This is a genomic window from Rhodococcus wratislaviensis (genome assembly GCF_041228765.1).
Lineage (GTDB): Bacteria > Actinomycetota > Actinomycetes > Mycobacteriales > Mycobacteriaceae > Rhodococcus_F > Rhodococcus_F wratislaviensis.
In genome coordinates, this window is record NZ_CP150488.1 from 1,562,496 (window position 1) to 1,577,778 (window position 15,283).

Annotated in this window: 10 protein-coding genes; all 10 read left to right on the plus strand. The window is 66.6% G+C overall.

Translation table 11 applies throughout. The features are described 5' to 3' along the window. Positions 1–85 precede the first annotated feature (85 nt). The 10 genes from WKC72_RS06985 (at position 86) to WKC72_RS07030 (ending at position 15,179) form a co-directional block, all read left to right on the plus strand. Positions 86–1,135, plus strand: a complete 1,050-nt coding sequence (locus WKC72_RS06985) for an LLM class flavin-dependent oxidoreductase (RefSeq protein WP_370182141.1) — start codon at positions 86–88, stop codon at positions 1,133–1,135. After that, a complete protein-coding gene (locus WKC72_RS06990) occupies positions 1,132–1,830 on the plus strand; it encodes an enoyl-CoA hydratase/isomerase family protein (RefSeq protein ID WP_268789096.1) in 699 nt (232 codons plus the stop codon). The genes WKC72_RS06985 and WKC72_RS06990 overlap by 4 nt, the downstream gene beginning before the upstream one ends. Further along, positions 1,827–2,990, plus strand: coding sequence for an acyl-CoA dehydrogenase family protein (locus tag WKC72_RS06995; RefSeq protein WP_370182142.1), 1,164 nt, complete (start codon positions 1,827–1,829; stop codon positions 2,988–2,990). The genes WKC72_RS06990 and WKC72_RS06995 overlap by 4 nt, the downstream gene beginning before the upstream one ends. Further along, positions 2,987–5,545 carry a bifunctional FO biosynthesis protein CofGH gene (locus WKC72_RS07000; protein WP_370182143.1) on the plus strand — a complete coding sequence of 853 codons (2,559 nt, stop codon included), beginning with the start codon at positions 2,987–2,989 and terminating at the stop codon, positions 5,543–5,545. Before WKC72_RS06995 ends, WKC72_RS07000 begins: the two co-directional genes overlap by 4 nt. Then, positions 5,542–6,255 (plus strand): 2-phospho-L-lactate guanylyltransferase, encoded by a 714-nt coding sequence (gene cofC, locus WKC72_RS07005; protein WP_268789099.1) that lies wholly within the window; start codon positions 5,542–5,544, stop codon positions 6,253–6,255. Before WKC72_RS07000 ends, cofC begins: the two co-directional genes overlap by 4 nt. Positions 6,256–6,396: 141 nt before the next feature. Further along, positions 6,397–7,653: an MFS transporter gene (locus WKC72_RS07010; RefSeq protein WP_268789100.1), complete on the plus strand. Its 1,257-nt coding sequence runs from the start codon at positions 6,397–6,399 to the stop codon at positions 7,651–7,653. After that, a complete protein-coding gene (cofD, locus tag WKC72_RS07015) occupies positions 7,654–8,619 on the plus strand; it encodes a 2-phospho-L-lactate transferase (RefSeq protein ID WP_128640857.1) in 966 nt (321 codons plus the stop codon). Continuing rightward, positions 8,616–9,974 carry a coenzyme F420-0:L-glutamate ligase gene (locus WKC72_RS07020; RefSeq protein ID WP_268789101.1) on the plus strand — a complete coding sequence of 453 codons (1,359 nt, stop codon included), beginning with the start codon at positions 8,616–8,618 and terminating at the stop codon, positions 9,972–9,974. Before cofD ends, WKC72_RS07020 begins: the two co-directional genes overlap by 4 nt. 84 nt (positions 9,975–10,058) lie before the next feature. After that, on the plus strand, positions 10,059–11,252 hold the full coding sequence (locus tag WKC72_RS07025) for an NADP-dependent malic enzyme (protein ID WP_370182144.1): 1,194 nt from the start codon (positions 10,059–10,061) through the stop codon (positions 11,250–11,252). A gap of 411 nt (positions 11,253–11,663) precedes the next feature. After that, positions 11,664–15,179 carry a multifunctional oxoglutarate decarboxylase/oxoglutarate dehydrogenase thiamine pyrophosphate-binding subunit/dihydrolipoyllysine-residue succinyltransferase subunit gene (locus tag WKC72_RS07030; RefSeq protein ID WP_370182145.1) on the plus strand — a complete coding sequence of 1,172 codons (3,516 nt, stop codon included), beginning with the start codon at positions 11,664–11,666 and terminating at the stop codon, positions 15,177–15,179. Positions 15,180–15,283: the final 104 nt, after the last annotated feature.

Genomic DNA, 15,283 nt, shown 5'->3' on the forward strand with positions numbered 1-15,283 from the left:
TCGGCCGGCTCTTGACCGTGGCCGCCCTCTGTCCCTACTCTGTTCCATATAGTGATTCGAGTTCATCATCATGAAAAGAAGTCCTATGATCAAAGGCATCCAGCTCCACGGATGGGCTGACGGGCCACAGATGGTGGAAGTGGCCGAGATCGCCGCCCGGAGTTTCGAGACCGTCTGGCTCAGCGACCAACTCCAGTCCCGGGGCGTCGCCGTCCTCCTCGGCGCCATCGCTGCCCGCACCGGCATGGGCGTCGGTACGGCGGTGACCTTCCCCTTCGGCCGCAACCCCCTCGAGATGGCGTCGAGCATGGCCACCCTCGCGGAATTCATGCCCGAAGGGCGCCGGGTCAGCATGGGAATCGGCACCGGGGGTGGGCTGGTGAGCGCGCTCATGTCGCGACAGAACCCGACGAAATACGTAGCCGAGTTCATCACGATGTGCCGACTGCTCTGGCAGGGTGAAACGATCCGGATGGGTGACTACCCGCAGACCTGCGCGGCCCTCGGATTGCGTGAGGACGGTCGGGCGTCGTTCTCCTGGACAAGCAAGCCCGACGTACGCGTGATCGTCGCCGGCGCCGGACCGCTGGTGCTGGAGATGGCCGGCGAGATCGCCGACGGCGTCATCTGCGCCAGCAACTTCCCGGCCCACAGTCTCGCGGCCTTCCGCAGCGACCAGTTCGAGGCGGTGAGCAATCTCGACTCCCTGGATCGCGGACGCGAGCGCAGCAGTCGGGAGGAGTTCACCCGTATCTACGGCGTCAACCTGTCCGTGTCGGCGGACCGGGACAGCGCCCGCGCGGCCGCGCGACGACAGGCCACACTCATCGTGAGCCAGCAGCCCCCGGAAAACCTGCACCGGGTGGGCTTCGAACCCTCCGACTACGCCGCCACCCGAGCGGCACTCAAAGCCGGTGACGGCGTCGACGCGGCCGCCGACCTCCTCCCGCAGGAAGTCGCCGACCAGCTCGTCGTCTCCGGCACCCCCGGCGACTGCATCGAGGCTCTCGCCGAGCTGCTCGAATACGCGGAGGGCGCCGGGTTCACCGAGGCCTACATCGGGGCCCCGGTCGGCCCCGACCCCCGCGAGGCGGTCGAGCTGCTCACCTCCCAGGTCCTGCCGGAGCTTCGATGAGCGTGGACGTGGAAGGCGTTCGGGACCTGTGCCCTGCCGAGCACCACGACGGTCTGGTCGTGCTGACGCTCAATCGTCCGGAGGCGCGCAACGCCCTCGACGTGCCCCTGCTGCAGGCGTTCGTCGCCCGGCTTGCCGAGGGAAAACGCGCGGGCGCCGATGTCCTTCTCGTGCGCGCGGAGGGGGCGGCGTTCTGCGCAGGTGCCGACGTGCGTTCGGACGACGGCACCGCGATCGGCCGCCCGGGACTCCGGCGCCGGCTGATCGAGGAGAGTCTCGACCTGATGGGCGGCTACCCGGCCGCCGTGGTCGCGGTGCAGGGTGCCGCGGTCGGTGCCGGGTGGGCCATCGCCGCGGCTGCGGACATCACCCTGGCCGCGCCGGCCGCTTCGTTCCGATTCCCCGAGCTCCCACTCGGGTTCCCGCCACCCGACAGCACGGTGCGCAGGCTCGAGGCCGTCGTCGGCCCGGCGCGGGCGCTGCGGCTTCTGGCCCTGAATGAGCGCTACGGCGCCGACGACCTCGCCAGGCTCGGCCTGGTGGACGTCGTTCCCGAGGCTTCACTCGACGGGACCGCGCGCGAGATGGTCGCCCGGCTCGCGGTTCTTCCGCCCGCCTTGTTGCGCGATCTCAAAGCAGGCCTCTCCGTCTCGGAAGCGGGCCCCCTACCGACCACCCTCGAAAGGCAGTCATGACCACCAGCATCCACACTCAGACCGAAGAGCAGACGCACCTCCGTACCGCTGCCCGAGGATTCCTGGCCCGGCACGCCCCCGCGCACGACGTGCGCATCTGGGACGAGGCGGGGTCCTATCCCGAACAGCTGTTCCGCGAGATCGCCGGCCTCGGCTGGTACGACGTGGTGACCGGCGGCGAGGTCGTCGAGGAGACGGCCGGCCTGCTGATCACGCTCTGCGAAGAGATCGGCCGCACAAGCTCCGACCTCGTGGCCCTGTTCAACCTCAACCTCAGCGGGCTGCGCGACATCCACCGTTGGGGCACACCCGAACAGCAACAGACGTACGGTGCACCGGTGCTGGCCGGTGAGGCGCGCCTGTCGATCGCCGTCAGCGAACCGGACGTGGGCTCGGACGCCGCAAGCGTTGCGACGCGCGCCGAGAAGATCGGCGACGGGTGGGTCCTCAACGGGCAGAAAACCTATTGCGAGGGCGCGGGTCTCCCCGGTGCGGTGATGGAACTCGTCGCCCGAGTGGGCGGGGGTGGCCGCAAGCGCGACCAGCTCGGCGTTTTTCTCGTGCCGGTCGACCATCCGGGTGTCGAGGTTCGCCGTATGCCCGCGCTCGGGCGGAACATCAGCGGCATCTACGAGGTCTTCCTGCGGGACGTCGCCCTCCCGGCGACGGCGGTGCTGGGTGAGCCGGGTGAAGGGTGGCAGATCCTCAAGGAACGTCTGGTGCTCGAGCGGATCATGATCAGCTCCGGTTTCCTCGGCAGCGTGGCCGCGGTGCTCGACCTGACGATCCAGTATGCCAACGAACGCGAGCAGTTCGGCAAGGCGCTCTCGAGCTACCAGGGAGTGACATTGCCCCTCGCCGAGATGTTCGTCAGGCTCGACGCGGCCCGGTGCGCCGTACGTCGTTCGGCCGACCTCTTCGACGCGGGCCTCCCGTGCGAGGTGGAGAGCACCATGGCGAAATTTCTCTCCGGCCAGCTCTACGCCGAGTCCTCCGCGCTGGCGATGCAGATCCAGGGTGCCTACGGCTACGTGCGTGACCATGCCCTGCCGATGCACCACTCCGACGGGATCATCGCCCGTGTCGTCGCGGGACCTCCCTCGGTCCAGCTCGACTTCATTGCGCGGTCGATGGGCTTAGGGATCGGAGCGAGCAGATGACGAGTCTGAGCCGCGCACTTGCGCGGGTGAGTTCCGCCAAGACGATCGACGCCGGTGAAGCCGAGGCACTCCTGAGTGCGCGAGGCGGCGACCTCGACCGACTGTGCGAGGCCGCCGCGGCCGTCCGGTCGGCAGGCCTGTTCGACGCCGGACGCCCCGGGGTGGTGACCTACAGCCGGAAAGTGTTCATCCCGCTCACCCGTCTGTGCCGCGACCGGTGCCACTACTGCACCTTCGCGACGACGCCGGGACGGGTCGACGAACCCTTCCTGTCGCCCGACCAGGTGCTGGAGATTGCCCGCGAAGGCGCCCGGATGGGCTGCAAGGAAGCGCTTTTCACGCTGGGTGATCGGCCCGAGGACCGATGGGACGCCGCCCGCGAGTGGCTGGAGTCGCGCGGCTACGCCGACACACTGTCCTACGTACGAGCCATGGCGGTGCTGGTGCTCGAGGAGACCGGTCTGGTGCCGCATCTGAACCCGGGAATAATGTCCTGGGCGGAACTCCAGCGCCTCAAGCCGGTGGCCGGTTCCATGGGTCTGATGCTCGAATCCACTGCACGCTCGCTGTGGGCGGAACCCGGGGGTTGCCACTACGGTTCCCCGGACAAGAATCCCGCTGTTCGCCTGGCGTGCATCGAGGATGCGTCCCGCACCAACATTCCCTTCACGACCGGAATCCTGGTCGGGATCGGCGAGTCGCACGCCGACCGCGTGGAGTCCATCCTCCAGATCCGCCGGATCGCAAGGCAGTACGGCGCCGTCCAAGAGGTGATCGTCCAGAATTTTCGCGCGAAGCCGGACACCGCGATGCGGTCGGCGGACGACGCAGACCTCGACGAGTACCTGGCCACGATCGCAGTGGCCCGTATTTTGTTCGGACCCTCGATGCGTATCCAGGCCCCGCCCAACCTGTCGGAGCCCGACGAACTGCGCCGGCTGCTGGCGGCCGGGGTCGACGACTGGGGTGGGGTGTCGCCACTGACCCCCGACCACGTGAACCCCGAGCGGCCCTGGCCGGAGATCGAGCGACTCCGTGACCTGAGTGCTGCCGCCGGTTTCGAGCTCCGGGAGCGCCTCGCCGTCCAGCCGCAATACGTCCTCGCGGGGGAGCGGTGGGTGGACGCCCGCGTCCGGCCGCACCTGCTGGCGCTCGCCGACCTGGAGACCGGGCTGGCCGCCGATGTGCTGCCGGAGGGTCGACCGTGGCAGGATGCCGCGCCTGGCGAGTCCAGTGGCAGAACCGATCTGCACCTCGAGATCGATACGGAAGGGCGCCGGACGGATACCCGCAGTGACTTCGCGAACGCCTTCGGTGACTGGACCGTGCTCGGTGAGGAAATGACAGCACGTGCGGGGGCAGGCGCCCCTCCTCGTCTGGGCAGCGAGGTACTCGCCGCTTTGCGTGCGGCCGAGCGGAATCCCGCCGGTCTCAGTGACGCCGAGGCCCTGGCGCTCATTCATTGCGAGGGCCCAGATCTGGATGCCCTGTGCGTGTTGGCAGATCAGGTTCGGCAGTCGACAGTGGGCGACGCGGTGACGTACGTCGTCAACCGGAACCTGAACTTCAGCAACGTCTGCTACACCGGCTGTCGTTTCTGTGCGTTCGCGCAACGCGCAAGCGATGCCGATGCGTACCGGCTCTCCATCCCCGAGGTGGGGGAGCGGGTCGCCCAGGCCTGGGATGTCGGCGCCACCGAGATCTGCATGCAGGGCGGTATCGACCCGGGCCTGCCCAGCACCATCCATCTGGACCTGGCGGCCGAAACGAAACGCCGGAGCCCGCAGATCCACCTCCACGCGTTCTCGCCCATGGAGATCGTGAGCGGAGCCTCGCGCATGGGCATCTCGGTGGCCGAATGGCTCACCGAGGCACGCACAGCCGGGCTCGACTCCGTGCCGGGCACCGCCGCCGAGATCCTGGACGACGAGGTTCGGTGGGTGCTGACCAAAGGCAAACTCCCCGCGGCCGAATGGATTCGGGTCGTCAAGACCGCGCACGAGCTTGGAATCCGCACCACCGCCACGATGATGTACGGCCACGTGGACGAGCCCCGGCATTGGGTCGGCCACTTCCGCGTCCTGCTCGACATCCAGAAGGAGACAGGCGGCTTCACGGAGTTCGTCCCGCTGCCGTTCGTGCACCAGAGCTCGCCCATCTACCTTGCAGGGCTGGCAAGGCCGGGCCCGACCCGACGGGACAACCGCGCAGTCCACGCGATGGCGCGGCTGATGTTGCACGGTCTAATCGACAACATCCAGTGCTCTTGGGTCAAGCTCGGTTCGGACGAATGTGTGGAACTACTCCGCGGCGGGGTCAACGACCTCGGCGGCACCCTGATGGAAGAGACCATCAGCAGGATGGCCGGTTCGACCAATGGGTCGATGAAGACCATCGCAGACATCACCCACATGGCCGGCGCGGCGGGCCGGCCGGCCCGGCAGCGCACCACCACCTACGAGGATGTCGACGCCGAACGCTCCGCTGCGGCCCAACGATTCGACGACCAGGTGAGGACCGTGCTGCCACTCAGTGTGGGGATGGTCGCCCAGTGAGTGCGGCACGCGGCGCATCCCTGGGGCGGGGGTCCCGCGGGTCCTGGGTGGCCGTCATTCCCCAGCGGGACATCACGTCCGCGAAATCCCGGCTCCTGCTCCGGCCGGAGGCCCGGCAAGCGGTCGTGCGTGCCATGTTCCGAGATACGGTCTCCGCGGTTCTGGCGTCCTCGCAGGTGGAGGCTGTCCTTGTAGTCGTCGACCGGATTCAGGACGCCGCCCACGTGGGGTCGCCTGAAGTCGCTGCGCTGGTGGCGCCGGACACGGGCGGGATGAACGCCGCTCTGTGTGAGGGCGGACGCCGCGCCCGCGAGTTGTGGCCGCGCTGCCGGCTCGCGGGAATGCCCGCCGATCTTCCGAGCCTGCGCAGCGAGGACCTGGACGTCGCGCTGAAGGTGGCTGCGCGACACGAGCGTACGTTCGTCGCGGACTGGCGACGTGAGGGCACGAGTCTCCTGACAGCCCGCGAGGGCGTCGACCTGGCTCCGAAATTCGGAAGGCGTTCACGGTTGGCGCATCTGGATTCCGGCGCAGTGGAGACGCTGGACTCGAACATCGAGTCCCTACGTCGAGACGTGGACGATATCGACGACCTGCTGGACGCCGCCGTGAGACGGCCCGGTGCGACCCTGAGTGGCGTCCTGCGCAGTCTGGGGCACCCCTTCGAGTCGGAGCCGTCTCGGCGGCCCTTCGCCACTGTCCGGGCATAACCGGCGCACACGATCTACGAGCGGATCGGCTCAGCGTCATTGACGCTCGACCGCGGACGCGGCCCCGATTCGGCCTGCCTCCATCAGTATTCAGACCCGATCTCCGCATCCCAGCGGCTCCCTCCCCTATCGAGGAGACACATGAACAATCGATTCAGCCTTCCCGCATACGTCAGCGTCGCAATGCTCGCATTTTTTGCGATAGCCGCCGACGGCTACGACCTCGCCATCTTCGGTGCCGCGACGCCGAAACTGCTCCTCTACGCTGATTGGGGTCTCACGACCGCGCAGGTCGGCGTGATCGCCAGTACGGCGATCATGGGGATGGGTATCGGATCCATCGCAGCAGGCGTGCTCGCCGACCGATACGGTGTCCGACGATTGTTCCTACTCTCCGTGACCTGGTTCTCCGTCGGCATGATGCTGTGCGCAGTGGCGCCCACCGCCGAACTGCTCGGTGTCGCCCGGTTGATCGCAGGGTTCGGCCTCGGTGGGGTGGTGCCCACCGCGGTCGCGGTGACGATGAGCGTCGCACCGGCGGACCGGAAGAATTTCCTCAACGGCGTGATCCTGGCCGGCATACCCATAGGCGGCGTCCTTGCCGCTCTCACCGCTCTGGCTTTCCTCGACGTGCTGGGCTGGCGCGGCGTCTTCTTCGTCGGGGGCGCTTTTCCCCTGCTGACCGTGGTGCCGGTCGCCGCGGTGAAACTCCGGCGGTGGGTACCCGCCCCGCACGCTCTGCGTTCGGACGGCGGGGCCACCCGCCGCACCTTGCGCGACGTCTTCAAGAATCTCGGACCCACCGGATGGGGTGCCCTGGCAGTGTTCACCGCACTGACCTTCTGTGGCCAGATTCAGTGGTACGGACTGCTCACCTGGTTGCCGCAGATCATGAAGGCCAGCGGTTACTCCCTCGGATCTGCATTGGTCTTCTTGGTGATCTTCAGTATCGGTGCTGCCACCGGTGCGTCCGGAGGCTCCTGGATTGCGGACAAGTTCGGAGAACGTCGCGCAGTTCTTGCGGCATTCACAGTCGGCGCGGTTGCCGTCATGACCCTTGCGGTACACCTGCCGTCGCCCGTCCTCTACGTTTTTCTGTTCCTCACCGGGGCGGGGACGGGCGGAACGCAGCCGATCGTCTTCGGTTACGTGGCCACCTACTTCCCCGTCGATATCCGCACCAGCGTTCTTGGATTCGTTTCCGGCGTGGGCCGGATCGGTGGTGTCTGTGGACCGATTCTGGGCGGTGTGCTCGCCGGCCGGCCTCCGATCGTCATCTTCTCTGCTCTCTCCGGGATCGGGGTGTTCGCCGCACTTCTGTGCTGCGTCGCGCTGGCGGCGAACAAGTCCGAGAAGAACCACACCACCGTTACTGCAAGCACCCCAGCCGAGGTCTGAGTGAACGTAACCGTGTTGGTCGGCGGGGTGGGTGGGGCCCGGTTCCTGCAAGGGGTGCGGAGGCTTCTCGGTGCGGATTCGGGCCATCGCGTCACTGCCGTGGTCAACGTCGGCGACGATGTGTGGTTGCACGGTCTGCGGATCTGCCCGGACCTGGACACCTGCATGTACACCCTCGGTGGGGGCATCGACCCCGAGCGCGGCTGGGGTCACGTGGGTGAATCCTGGAACGCCAAGGAGGAACTCGCTGCCTACGGCGCGAAACCGGACTGGTTCGGGCTCGGCGACCGGGACATCGCCACACACCTGATCCGTTCGCAGATGTTGCGCACGGGGCATCCTTTGTCGGCGGTCACGGAGACGCTGTGCAACCGCTGGCAGCCGGGTGTGACCCTGCTGCCGGTCACCGACGATCGTAGCGAGACTCATGTCGTCATCACCGATCCCGAGGCCGGTGAGCAGCGGACAATCCACTTCCAGGAGTGGTGGGTTAGCCACCGCGCGAAGGTGCCGACACACAGTTTCGCGCACATCGGTGCCGAGCGGGCGACACCGGCACCGGGTGTCGTCGAGGCGATCGAGGACGCCGACATCGTGTTGCTGGCGCCGTCCAATCCGGTGGTCAGCGTCGGCGCGATCCTCGCGGTCCCCGGGATTCGGGGTGCGTTGCGGACCACCCCGGCAAAGGTGGTCGGGATCTCCCCGATCATCGGTGGAAAACCGTTGCGCGGCATGGCTGACGAATGTCTCGACGTGATCGGTGTCGAGACGTCAGCCGAGGCGATCGGGCGCTGGTACGGGGCGCGGAGCGGGACCGGGATCCTCGACGGCTGGCTGATTCACGACACCGATTCCGCCGAGGTGCCGGGCGTGGATGTGCGGGAAGTCCCGCTGATCATGACCGACCCTGGCACGACCGCGGACATGGTTCGTGCCGCACTCGACTTGGTAGGGGTGCTTCTGTGAGTGAAATTGCGCGACAATCCGATCACGCGCCCGGCCGTGCGCTCGAGATCCGCCCTGTCACCGGTCTGCCGGAGTTCCGGCCCGGCGACGACCTGGCCGGGGCGATCATTTCGGCGGCGCCGTGGCTGCGCGACGGGGACGTCCTGGTGGTCACCAGCAAGGTGTTCTCGAAGGTCGAGGGCCGCATCGTGTCCTCGCCCACCGATCCCGAGGAACGGGATGCGGCCCGGTGGCGGCTGGTCGAGCAGGAAGCCGTCCGCATCGTCGCCCGCAAGGGGCGGACCCTGATCACCGAGAACCGGCTCGGGATCGTGCAAGCGGCGTCCGGTATCGACGGGTCGAATGTGGAGGGCTCCGAACTGGCTCTGCTGCCGAAGGATCCGGATGCCAGTGCCCGCGCACTCCGCGATGCCGTAAAGGCCAGGCTCGGTGTCACGGTAGCGGTGGTGGTCACCGACACCATGGGGCGGGCGTGGCGCAACGGGCAGATCGACGCCGCTATCGGCGCGGCCGGTGTTCCGGTGCTGCACAGGTACGCCGGGTCGCGTGACAGCCAGGGCAATGAGCTGGTCGTGACCGAGGTGGCGGTCGCCGACGAGATCGCCGCGGCGGGTGACCTGGTCAAGGGCAAGCTCGGCGGGGTGCCGGTCGCCGTGGTGCGTGGCCTGGAGCTGGTCGACGACGGTTCGCGGGCGCAGGACCTGAATCGTTCTGACGCTGAGGATATGTTCTGGCTCGGCACCGCCGAATCGGTCGAGCTGGGGCGTTCGGAGGCGCTGCTGTTGCGCCGCTCGGTCCGTCGGTTCTCGGACGATCCGGTCGATCCCGGTGCGGTCCGGGCGTCGATCGCGCAGGCTCTCACCGCTCCTGCGCCGCACCACACCCGGCCGGTGCGGTTCGTGTGGGTGCGCACCCGGGCTGTCCGCGACGTATTGCTGTCTCGGATGGCTGAGCAGTGGCGCAGCGACCTCACCTCCGACGGTCTGCGCGCGGAGACCGTCGAGGCGCGGGTGGCGCGGGGGAACATCCTGGTCGACGCACCGGAGGTGATCATCCCGTTCTGCGTTCCGGACGGCGCCCACACCTATCCCGACCAACGTCGGCGGGCGGCGGAGTCGACGATGTTCACCGTCGCGGTCGGTGCGGCGGTGCAGGGGCTGCTGGTGTCGTTGGCCACCAAGGAAATCGGGAGCTGCTGGATCGGATCGACGATCTTCGCCGCCGACGTCGTGCGCGATATTCTCGATCTCCCCGCGGACTGGCACCCGCTCGGCGCGATCGCCGTCGGCCACCCCCTCGAGCCGCTGACACCCCGCACCGCCGCAGACCCCGGCGACGCCCTGATCGAGAAATAACGCCTTACAACAGCTCTGCCTGATCGATCAATTCCGGCGACACGCTGACGCGGATCGTCGATAGCGAAGGGAACTGAGTACAGAATGACTGTCGTGTCCGAGCGCACTGCACCGCGGAAGGTCGAGCTGACCGAGGAGGAGATCTTCGCCGGCCACATCGGGGGGAAGCTCTCCGTCGAGACCACGACCGCCCTCGATACGCAGCGCGCCCTGTCCATTGCCTACACACCCGGCGTCGCACAGGTTTCCCGCGCCATCGCCGCCGACGAAACCCTCGCCGACCGGTACACCTGGACCAGCCGCCTGGTGGTCGTCGTCTCCGACGGCTCCGCGGTGCTCGGCCTCGGGGACATCGGCCCGCGCGCGTCCCTTCCCGTGATGGAGGGCAAGTCCGCCCTGTTCAAGAACTTCGCGGGCCTGAACTCGATCCCGCTGGTCCTGGACACCAAGGATCCCGACGAGATCGTCGAAACCCTGATCCGGCTGCGCCCGAGCTTCGGTGCGGTCAACCTGGAGGACATCTCCGCGCCGCGCTGCTTCGAGATCGAAAAGCGCGTCATCGAGGCGTTGGACTGCCCGGTCATGCACGACGACCAGCACGGGACCGCCATCGTCGTCCTCGCCGCCCTCAAGGGTGCGGTCAAGGTCCAGGACCGCGACATCGCCTCGCTGCGGGTGGTCATCTCCGGGGCCGGCGCCGCCGGAGTCGCCTGCGCGAACATCCTGCTCGCCGCCGGGATCGCCGACGTGACCGTGCTGGACTCGAAGGGCATCGTCTCCAAGGATCGGCAGGACCTGGGCGAGATCAAGGTCGACCTGGCCGCGCGCACCAACCCGGCCGGCCGCCGCGGCGGCACCGCCGAAGCCCTCGACGGGGCGGATGTGTTCCTCGGGGTGTCCGCGGGCACCGTGCCGGAGGAACTGATCGCCACCATGGCGAAGGATTCCATCGTATTCGCGTTGTCGAACCCGGACCCGGAGATCCACCCCGACATCGCCCGCAAGCATGCGGCGATCGTGGCCACCGGGCGCAGCGATTTCCCGAACCAGATCAACAATGTGCTTGCCTTCCCCGGCGTGTTCCGTGGCGCGCTGGACGCCGGTGCCCGCCGGATCACCGAAGGTATGAAGCTCGCCGCCGCCGAGGCAATCCTCTCGGTCGTCGGTGACGAGCTGGCTGTAGACAAGATCGTTCCCAGCCCGCTCGATCCTCGCGTCGCCCCCGCTGTCGCGGAGGCAGTCGCCGCCGCTGCTCGTGCAGAAGGCGTCACCGACTAGCGAGAATTCACAACCGAGATATGACAATTCAACGGGCGCGCACGAGACGGAATGCGCGGACGGACCGATATCACCGGGCGATCATGCAATTCCACCGAGCGTGGGAACCCTTCGGTGGTCCCAGTGCCTCAGACATCTTCACCGAATTCGGGCTCACCGTGAACCAGTACTACGCTCGATACCGTGCCGTCACGCGCACCAGCAGCAGCACGAAAAGTGGCACGTAGAGACCGAACTGTATGCCGCGCAGCCTGAAACGCTGATTTGTAGTCCGCCCCGGGAGCGGGATGCCGTCGTCGAGCTGAGTGGCGCATCGCACATCGAGTTTTTGACCTATGGGTACATAAAGGTCTTACACTGGAAGACGAGAGCCGGCAGAAGCGAAGTAGGAGAATGGCTGTGTCTATCAACATGACCGGACCAAGTGCTACGACCGACGCGGCGGCCGAATCGATAGCCGGCAGCCCGCCGCAGGTTGCGCGGCCGACGTCGATCCCGCCGAAACTGAAGCAGAAGCCGGTGGCCGCGATCCTCGAGGTGCCGACCGAACCGGCCGAGGGTGGATCTACTGGGACCGCGATTCGCGGGATGGCCAGGGCTCTGGTCACCAATATGACCGCCAGCTTGAGTATTCCGACGGCAACGAGTGTCCGCACGATCCCGGCGAAGCTCATGATCGACAATCGCATCGTCATCAATATTCACATGGCGCGGGCGCGCGGCGGCAAGGTCAGTATCACCCATCTGATCGGCTGGGCGCTCGTCAAGGCCCTCACGGATTTTCCGAGCCAGATCGTGTCCTACGCCGAAGTGGACGGCAAGCCGTTCACTGTGACGCCGGACCACCTGAACCTCGGAATCGCAGTCGATGTCACGAAACCCGATGGATCTCGATTTCTCGTCGTCCCGAACATCAAGCGGGCAGACGAGATGAGCTTCGGTGAATTCCTGTCGGCGTATGAGACTCTCATCCTCAAGTCGCGAGCCAACGCGCTGACCGTCGAGGATTTCGCCGGGACGACACTGTCGCTGACCAACCCCGGCGGAATCGGGACGGAACATTCGATCACCCGGCTGATGGAAGGCCAGGGGTGTGTCATCGGTGCGGGCGCTCTGGAATATCCGGCCGAGTTCCAGGGGGCCAGCGAACAGACCCTGGCCGATCTCGCCATCAGCAAGACGATCACCCTGACGAGCACATACGATCACCGGGTCATCCAGGGTGCGGCGTCGGGGGAATTCCTCAGGCGAGTCCACGAACTCCTCACCGGGCAGTCCGGCTTCTACGAAGAGATCTTCGAGGCCCTGCGAATTCCATACGAGCCGATTCGTTGGGCACCCGACATCAGGGTGGATCCGGCGAGCGCGGTGGACAAGACAGCGCGCGTGCAGCAGCTCATCGAGGCGTACCGTACCCGCGGGCATCTCATTGCCGACATCGACCCTCTCGAGTACGCCCAGCGGTCCCACCCCGATCTGGATGTGGCCAGTCACGGGCTCACGTTCTGGGACCTGGACCGGGAATTCATCACCGGTGACTTCGGTGGCGACCAGCGGCAGATGAAGCTCCGCGACATCGTCGGTGTTCTGCGTGACGCCTACTGCCGCACCGTCGGCATCGAGTACATGCATATCCAGGATCCGGAGCAACGCGCGTGGATCCAGGGCAGGGTCGAGCTGCCCTACACGAAACCGACCCACGACGAGCAGATGCGAATCCTGGGCAAGCTCAACGAGGCGGAAGCCTTCGAGACGTTCCTCCAGACCAAATACATCGGCCAGACGCGCTTCAGTCTCGAAGGGGGCGAGTCGACGATCCCATTGTTGGACGCGATCATGCACGCGGCGGCCGACAGTGCTCTCGACGGTGTGGCCATCGCGATGGCGCACCGGGGACGGCTCAGCGTGCTCACCAACATCGCAGGAAAGACCTACGGTCAGGTGTTCCATGAATTCGAGGGCACGGATGTCTCGGACAACTCCGACGGCTCGGGGGACGTGAAGTACCACCTTGGCACCGAAGGAATCTTCACCGGCGCGGACGGCGAAAGAATCCCGGTCTACGTGGGGGCGAATCCATCCCATCTCGACGCGGTCGACGGCGTGCTGGAGGGCATCGTGCGTGCCCGGCAGGACCTGGGGCCTGCCGGTACATTCCGCACGTTGCCGATCATCATCCATGGCGACGCGGCGATGGCCGGCCAGGGTGTCGTCGGAGAGACCATGCAGATGTCGCAGTTGCGCGGCTACCGCACGGGCGGCACGATCCGAATCAACATCAACAACCAGGTGGGCTTTACGACCCTGCCGGGTGAGGCCCGGAGCTCCGTTTACTCGACGGACGTCGCCAAGGCGATCCAGGCGCCGATCTTCCACGTCAACGGAGACGATCCCGAGGCAGTCGTGCGGGTCGCGGAGCTCGCTTTCGCCTACCGCCAGCGCTTCCACCGCGAGGTGGTCATCGACCTCATCTGCTACCGCCGCCGTGGTCACAACGAGGCCGACGATCCGTCGATGACGCAGCCGCAGATGTACGACCGCATCGAGGCCAAGCGCAGTGTCCGGACCCTCTACACAGAGGCGCTGGTCGGTCGTGGTGACATCACCGTCGACGAGTACGAGCAGGCCAATGCGGACTTCCGCGGGCGGCTCGAGAGCGCATTCGCCGAGACCCATGCCGAACAGAGCGGCCTGGTGCCGGACTCCTCGACGCATCCGGTCGACGTGCTGGAGAGGATGCTTGCCCACGAGCCCGACGCACGGAAGAGTTCCAACGCCACCGCGGTGAGTCCCGACGTGATCGCACTCGTGGGGGATGCCTTCGACCGCCGGCCTTCCGGCTTCACCGTCCACCCGAAGTTGCAACAGCTGCTCGACAAGCGAGTGGAGATGAGCCGCGGCGGGGACATCGATTGGGCCTTTGCCGAACTCCTGGCCTTTGGTTCGCTGTTGGTGGAGGGTACCCCAGTCCGGCTGACCGGTCAGGACAGTCGCCGGGGCACGTTCGTCCAACGCCATGCGGTGCTTCACGACCGTGACAATGGTCGGGAATGGCTCCCGCTCACCGACATTGCCGAAGAACAGGGACGGATCTGGATATACGATTCGCTGCTCAGTGAGTACGCCGTGATGGGATTCGAGTACGGCTATTCGGTGGAACGATCCGACGCGCTGGTGCTGTGGGAGGCACAGTTCGGCGACTTTGCGAATGGCGCTCAGATCATTATCGACGAGTTCATCAGCTCGGCCGACCAGAAATGGGGACAGCAGTCCTCTCTGGTTCTGCTCCTGCCGCACGGCTACGAGGGCAGCGGACCGGATCATTCGTCGGCGCGCATCGAACGCTTCCTGCAGCTCTGCGCGGAGAACAATATGACGGTGGCGCAACCGTCGACCCCAGCATCGTATTTCCACCTCCTCCGGCGCCAGGCCTACGCTCGCCCACGCAAGCCGCTCATCGTGTTCACCCCGAAGTCGATGTTGCGCATGCGTGGCGCGACCAGTGCCCTGTCCGATTTCACCGGCGGCACGTTCGAACCTGTCATCGATGATCAGCGGGCGATCGACAAGACCGACGTTCGCCGCGTGCTGTTGGCGTCGGGGAAGCTGTACTACGAGTTGCTCAACAGGCTCGCCAAGTCCCCGGATCCGCAGATCGCGCTGGTGCGAATCGAACAGTTCTACCCGCTGCCCGAAGCGGAGCTGGCTGATGCTGTCAACTCTTACCCCAACGCCGAACTGGTATGGGTGCAGGAAGAGCCGAGAAACCAGGGCGCCTGGACGTTCCTCCTCAGCGAGCTCGGGACCATCGGCTCGCGGCGCATCCGCCTCGTGTCTCGCGCGGCCTCTGCCGCCCCGGCGACGGGGTCGAGCAAACGCCACGCCGAGGAACAGCGGAAGCTCATCGATGAGGCACTGGAGAAGTAGGCCTGAGCCGGCACTCTGCCGCTCACGCCGACTCGCGGAGCTGCCACGGTGCGCCGTCTTGTCGCAACGTCGTAGGAGTGAGGTCGACGAATGACCGCCCGCTG

Coding starts and splice junctions, on each gene's coding strand:
- WKC72_RS07030 (WP_370182145.1), top strand. CDS start 11,664: ATGACCGGACCAAGTGCTACGACCGACGCGGCGGCCGAATCGATAGCC.
- WKC72_RS06985 (WP_370182141.1), top strand. CDS start 86: ATGATCAAAGGCATCCAGCTCCACGGATGGGCTGACGGGCCACAGATG.
- WKC72_RS07010 (WP_268789100.1), top strand. CDS start 6,397: ATGAACAATCGATTCAGCCTTCCCGCATACGTCAGCGTCGCAATGCTC.
- WKC72_RS07025 (WP_370182144.1), top strand. CDS start 10,059: ATGACTGTCGTGTCCGAGCGCACTGCACCGCGGAAGGTCGAGCTGACC.
- WKC72_RS07000 (WP_370182143.1), top strand. CDS start 2,987: ATGACGAGTCTGAGCCGCGCACTTGCGCGGGTGAGTTCCGCCAAGACG.
- WKC72_RS06990 (WP_268789096.1), top strand. CDS start 1,132: ATGAGCGTGGACGTGGAAGGCGTTCGGGACCTGTGCCCTGCCGAGCAC.
- WKC72_RS06995 (WP_370182142.1), top strand. CDS start 1,827: ATGACCACCAGCATCCACACTCAGACCGAAGAGCAGACGCACCTCCGT.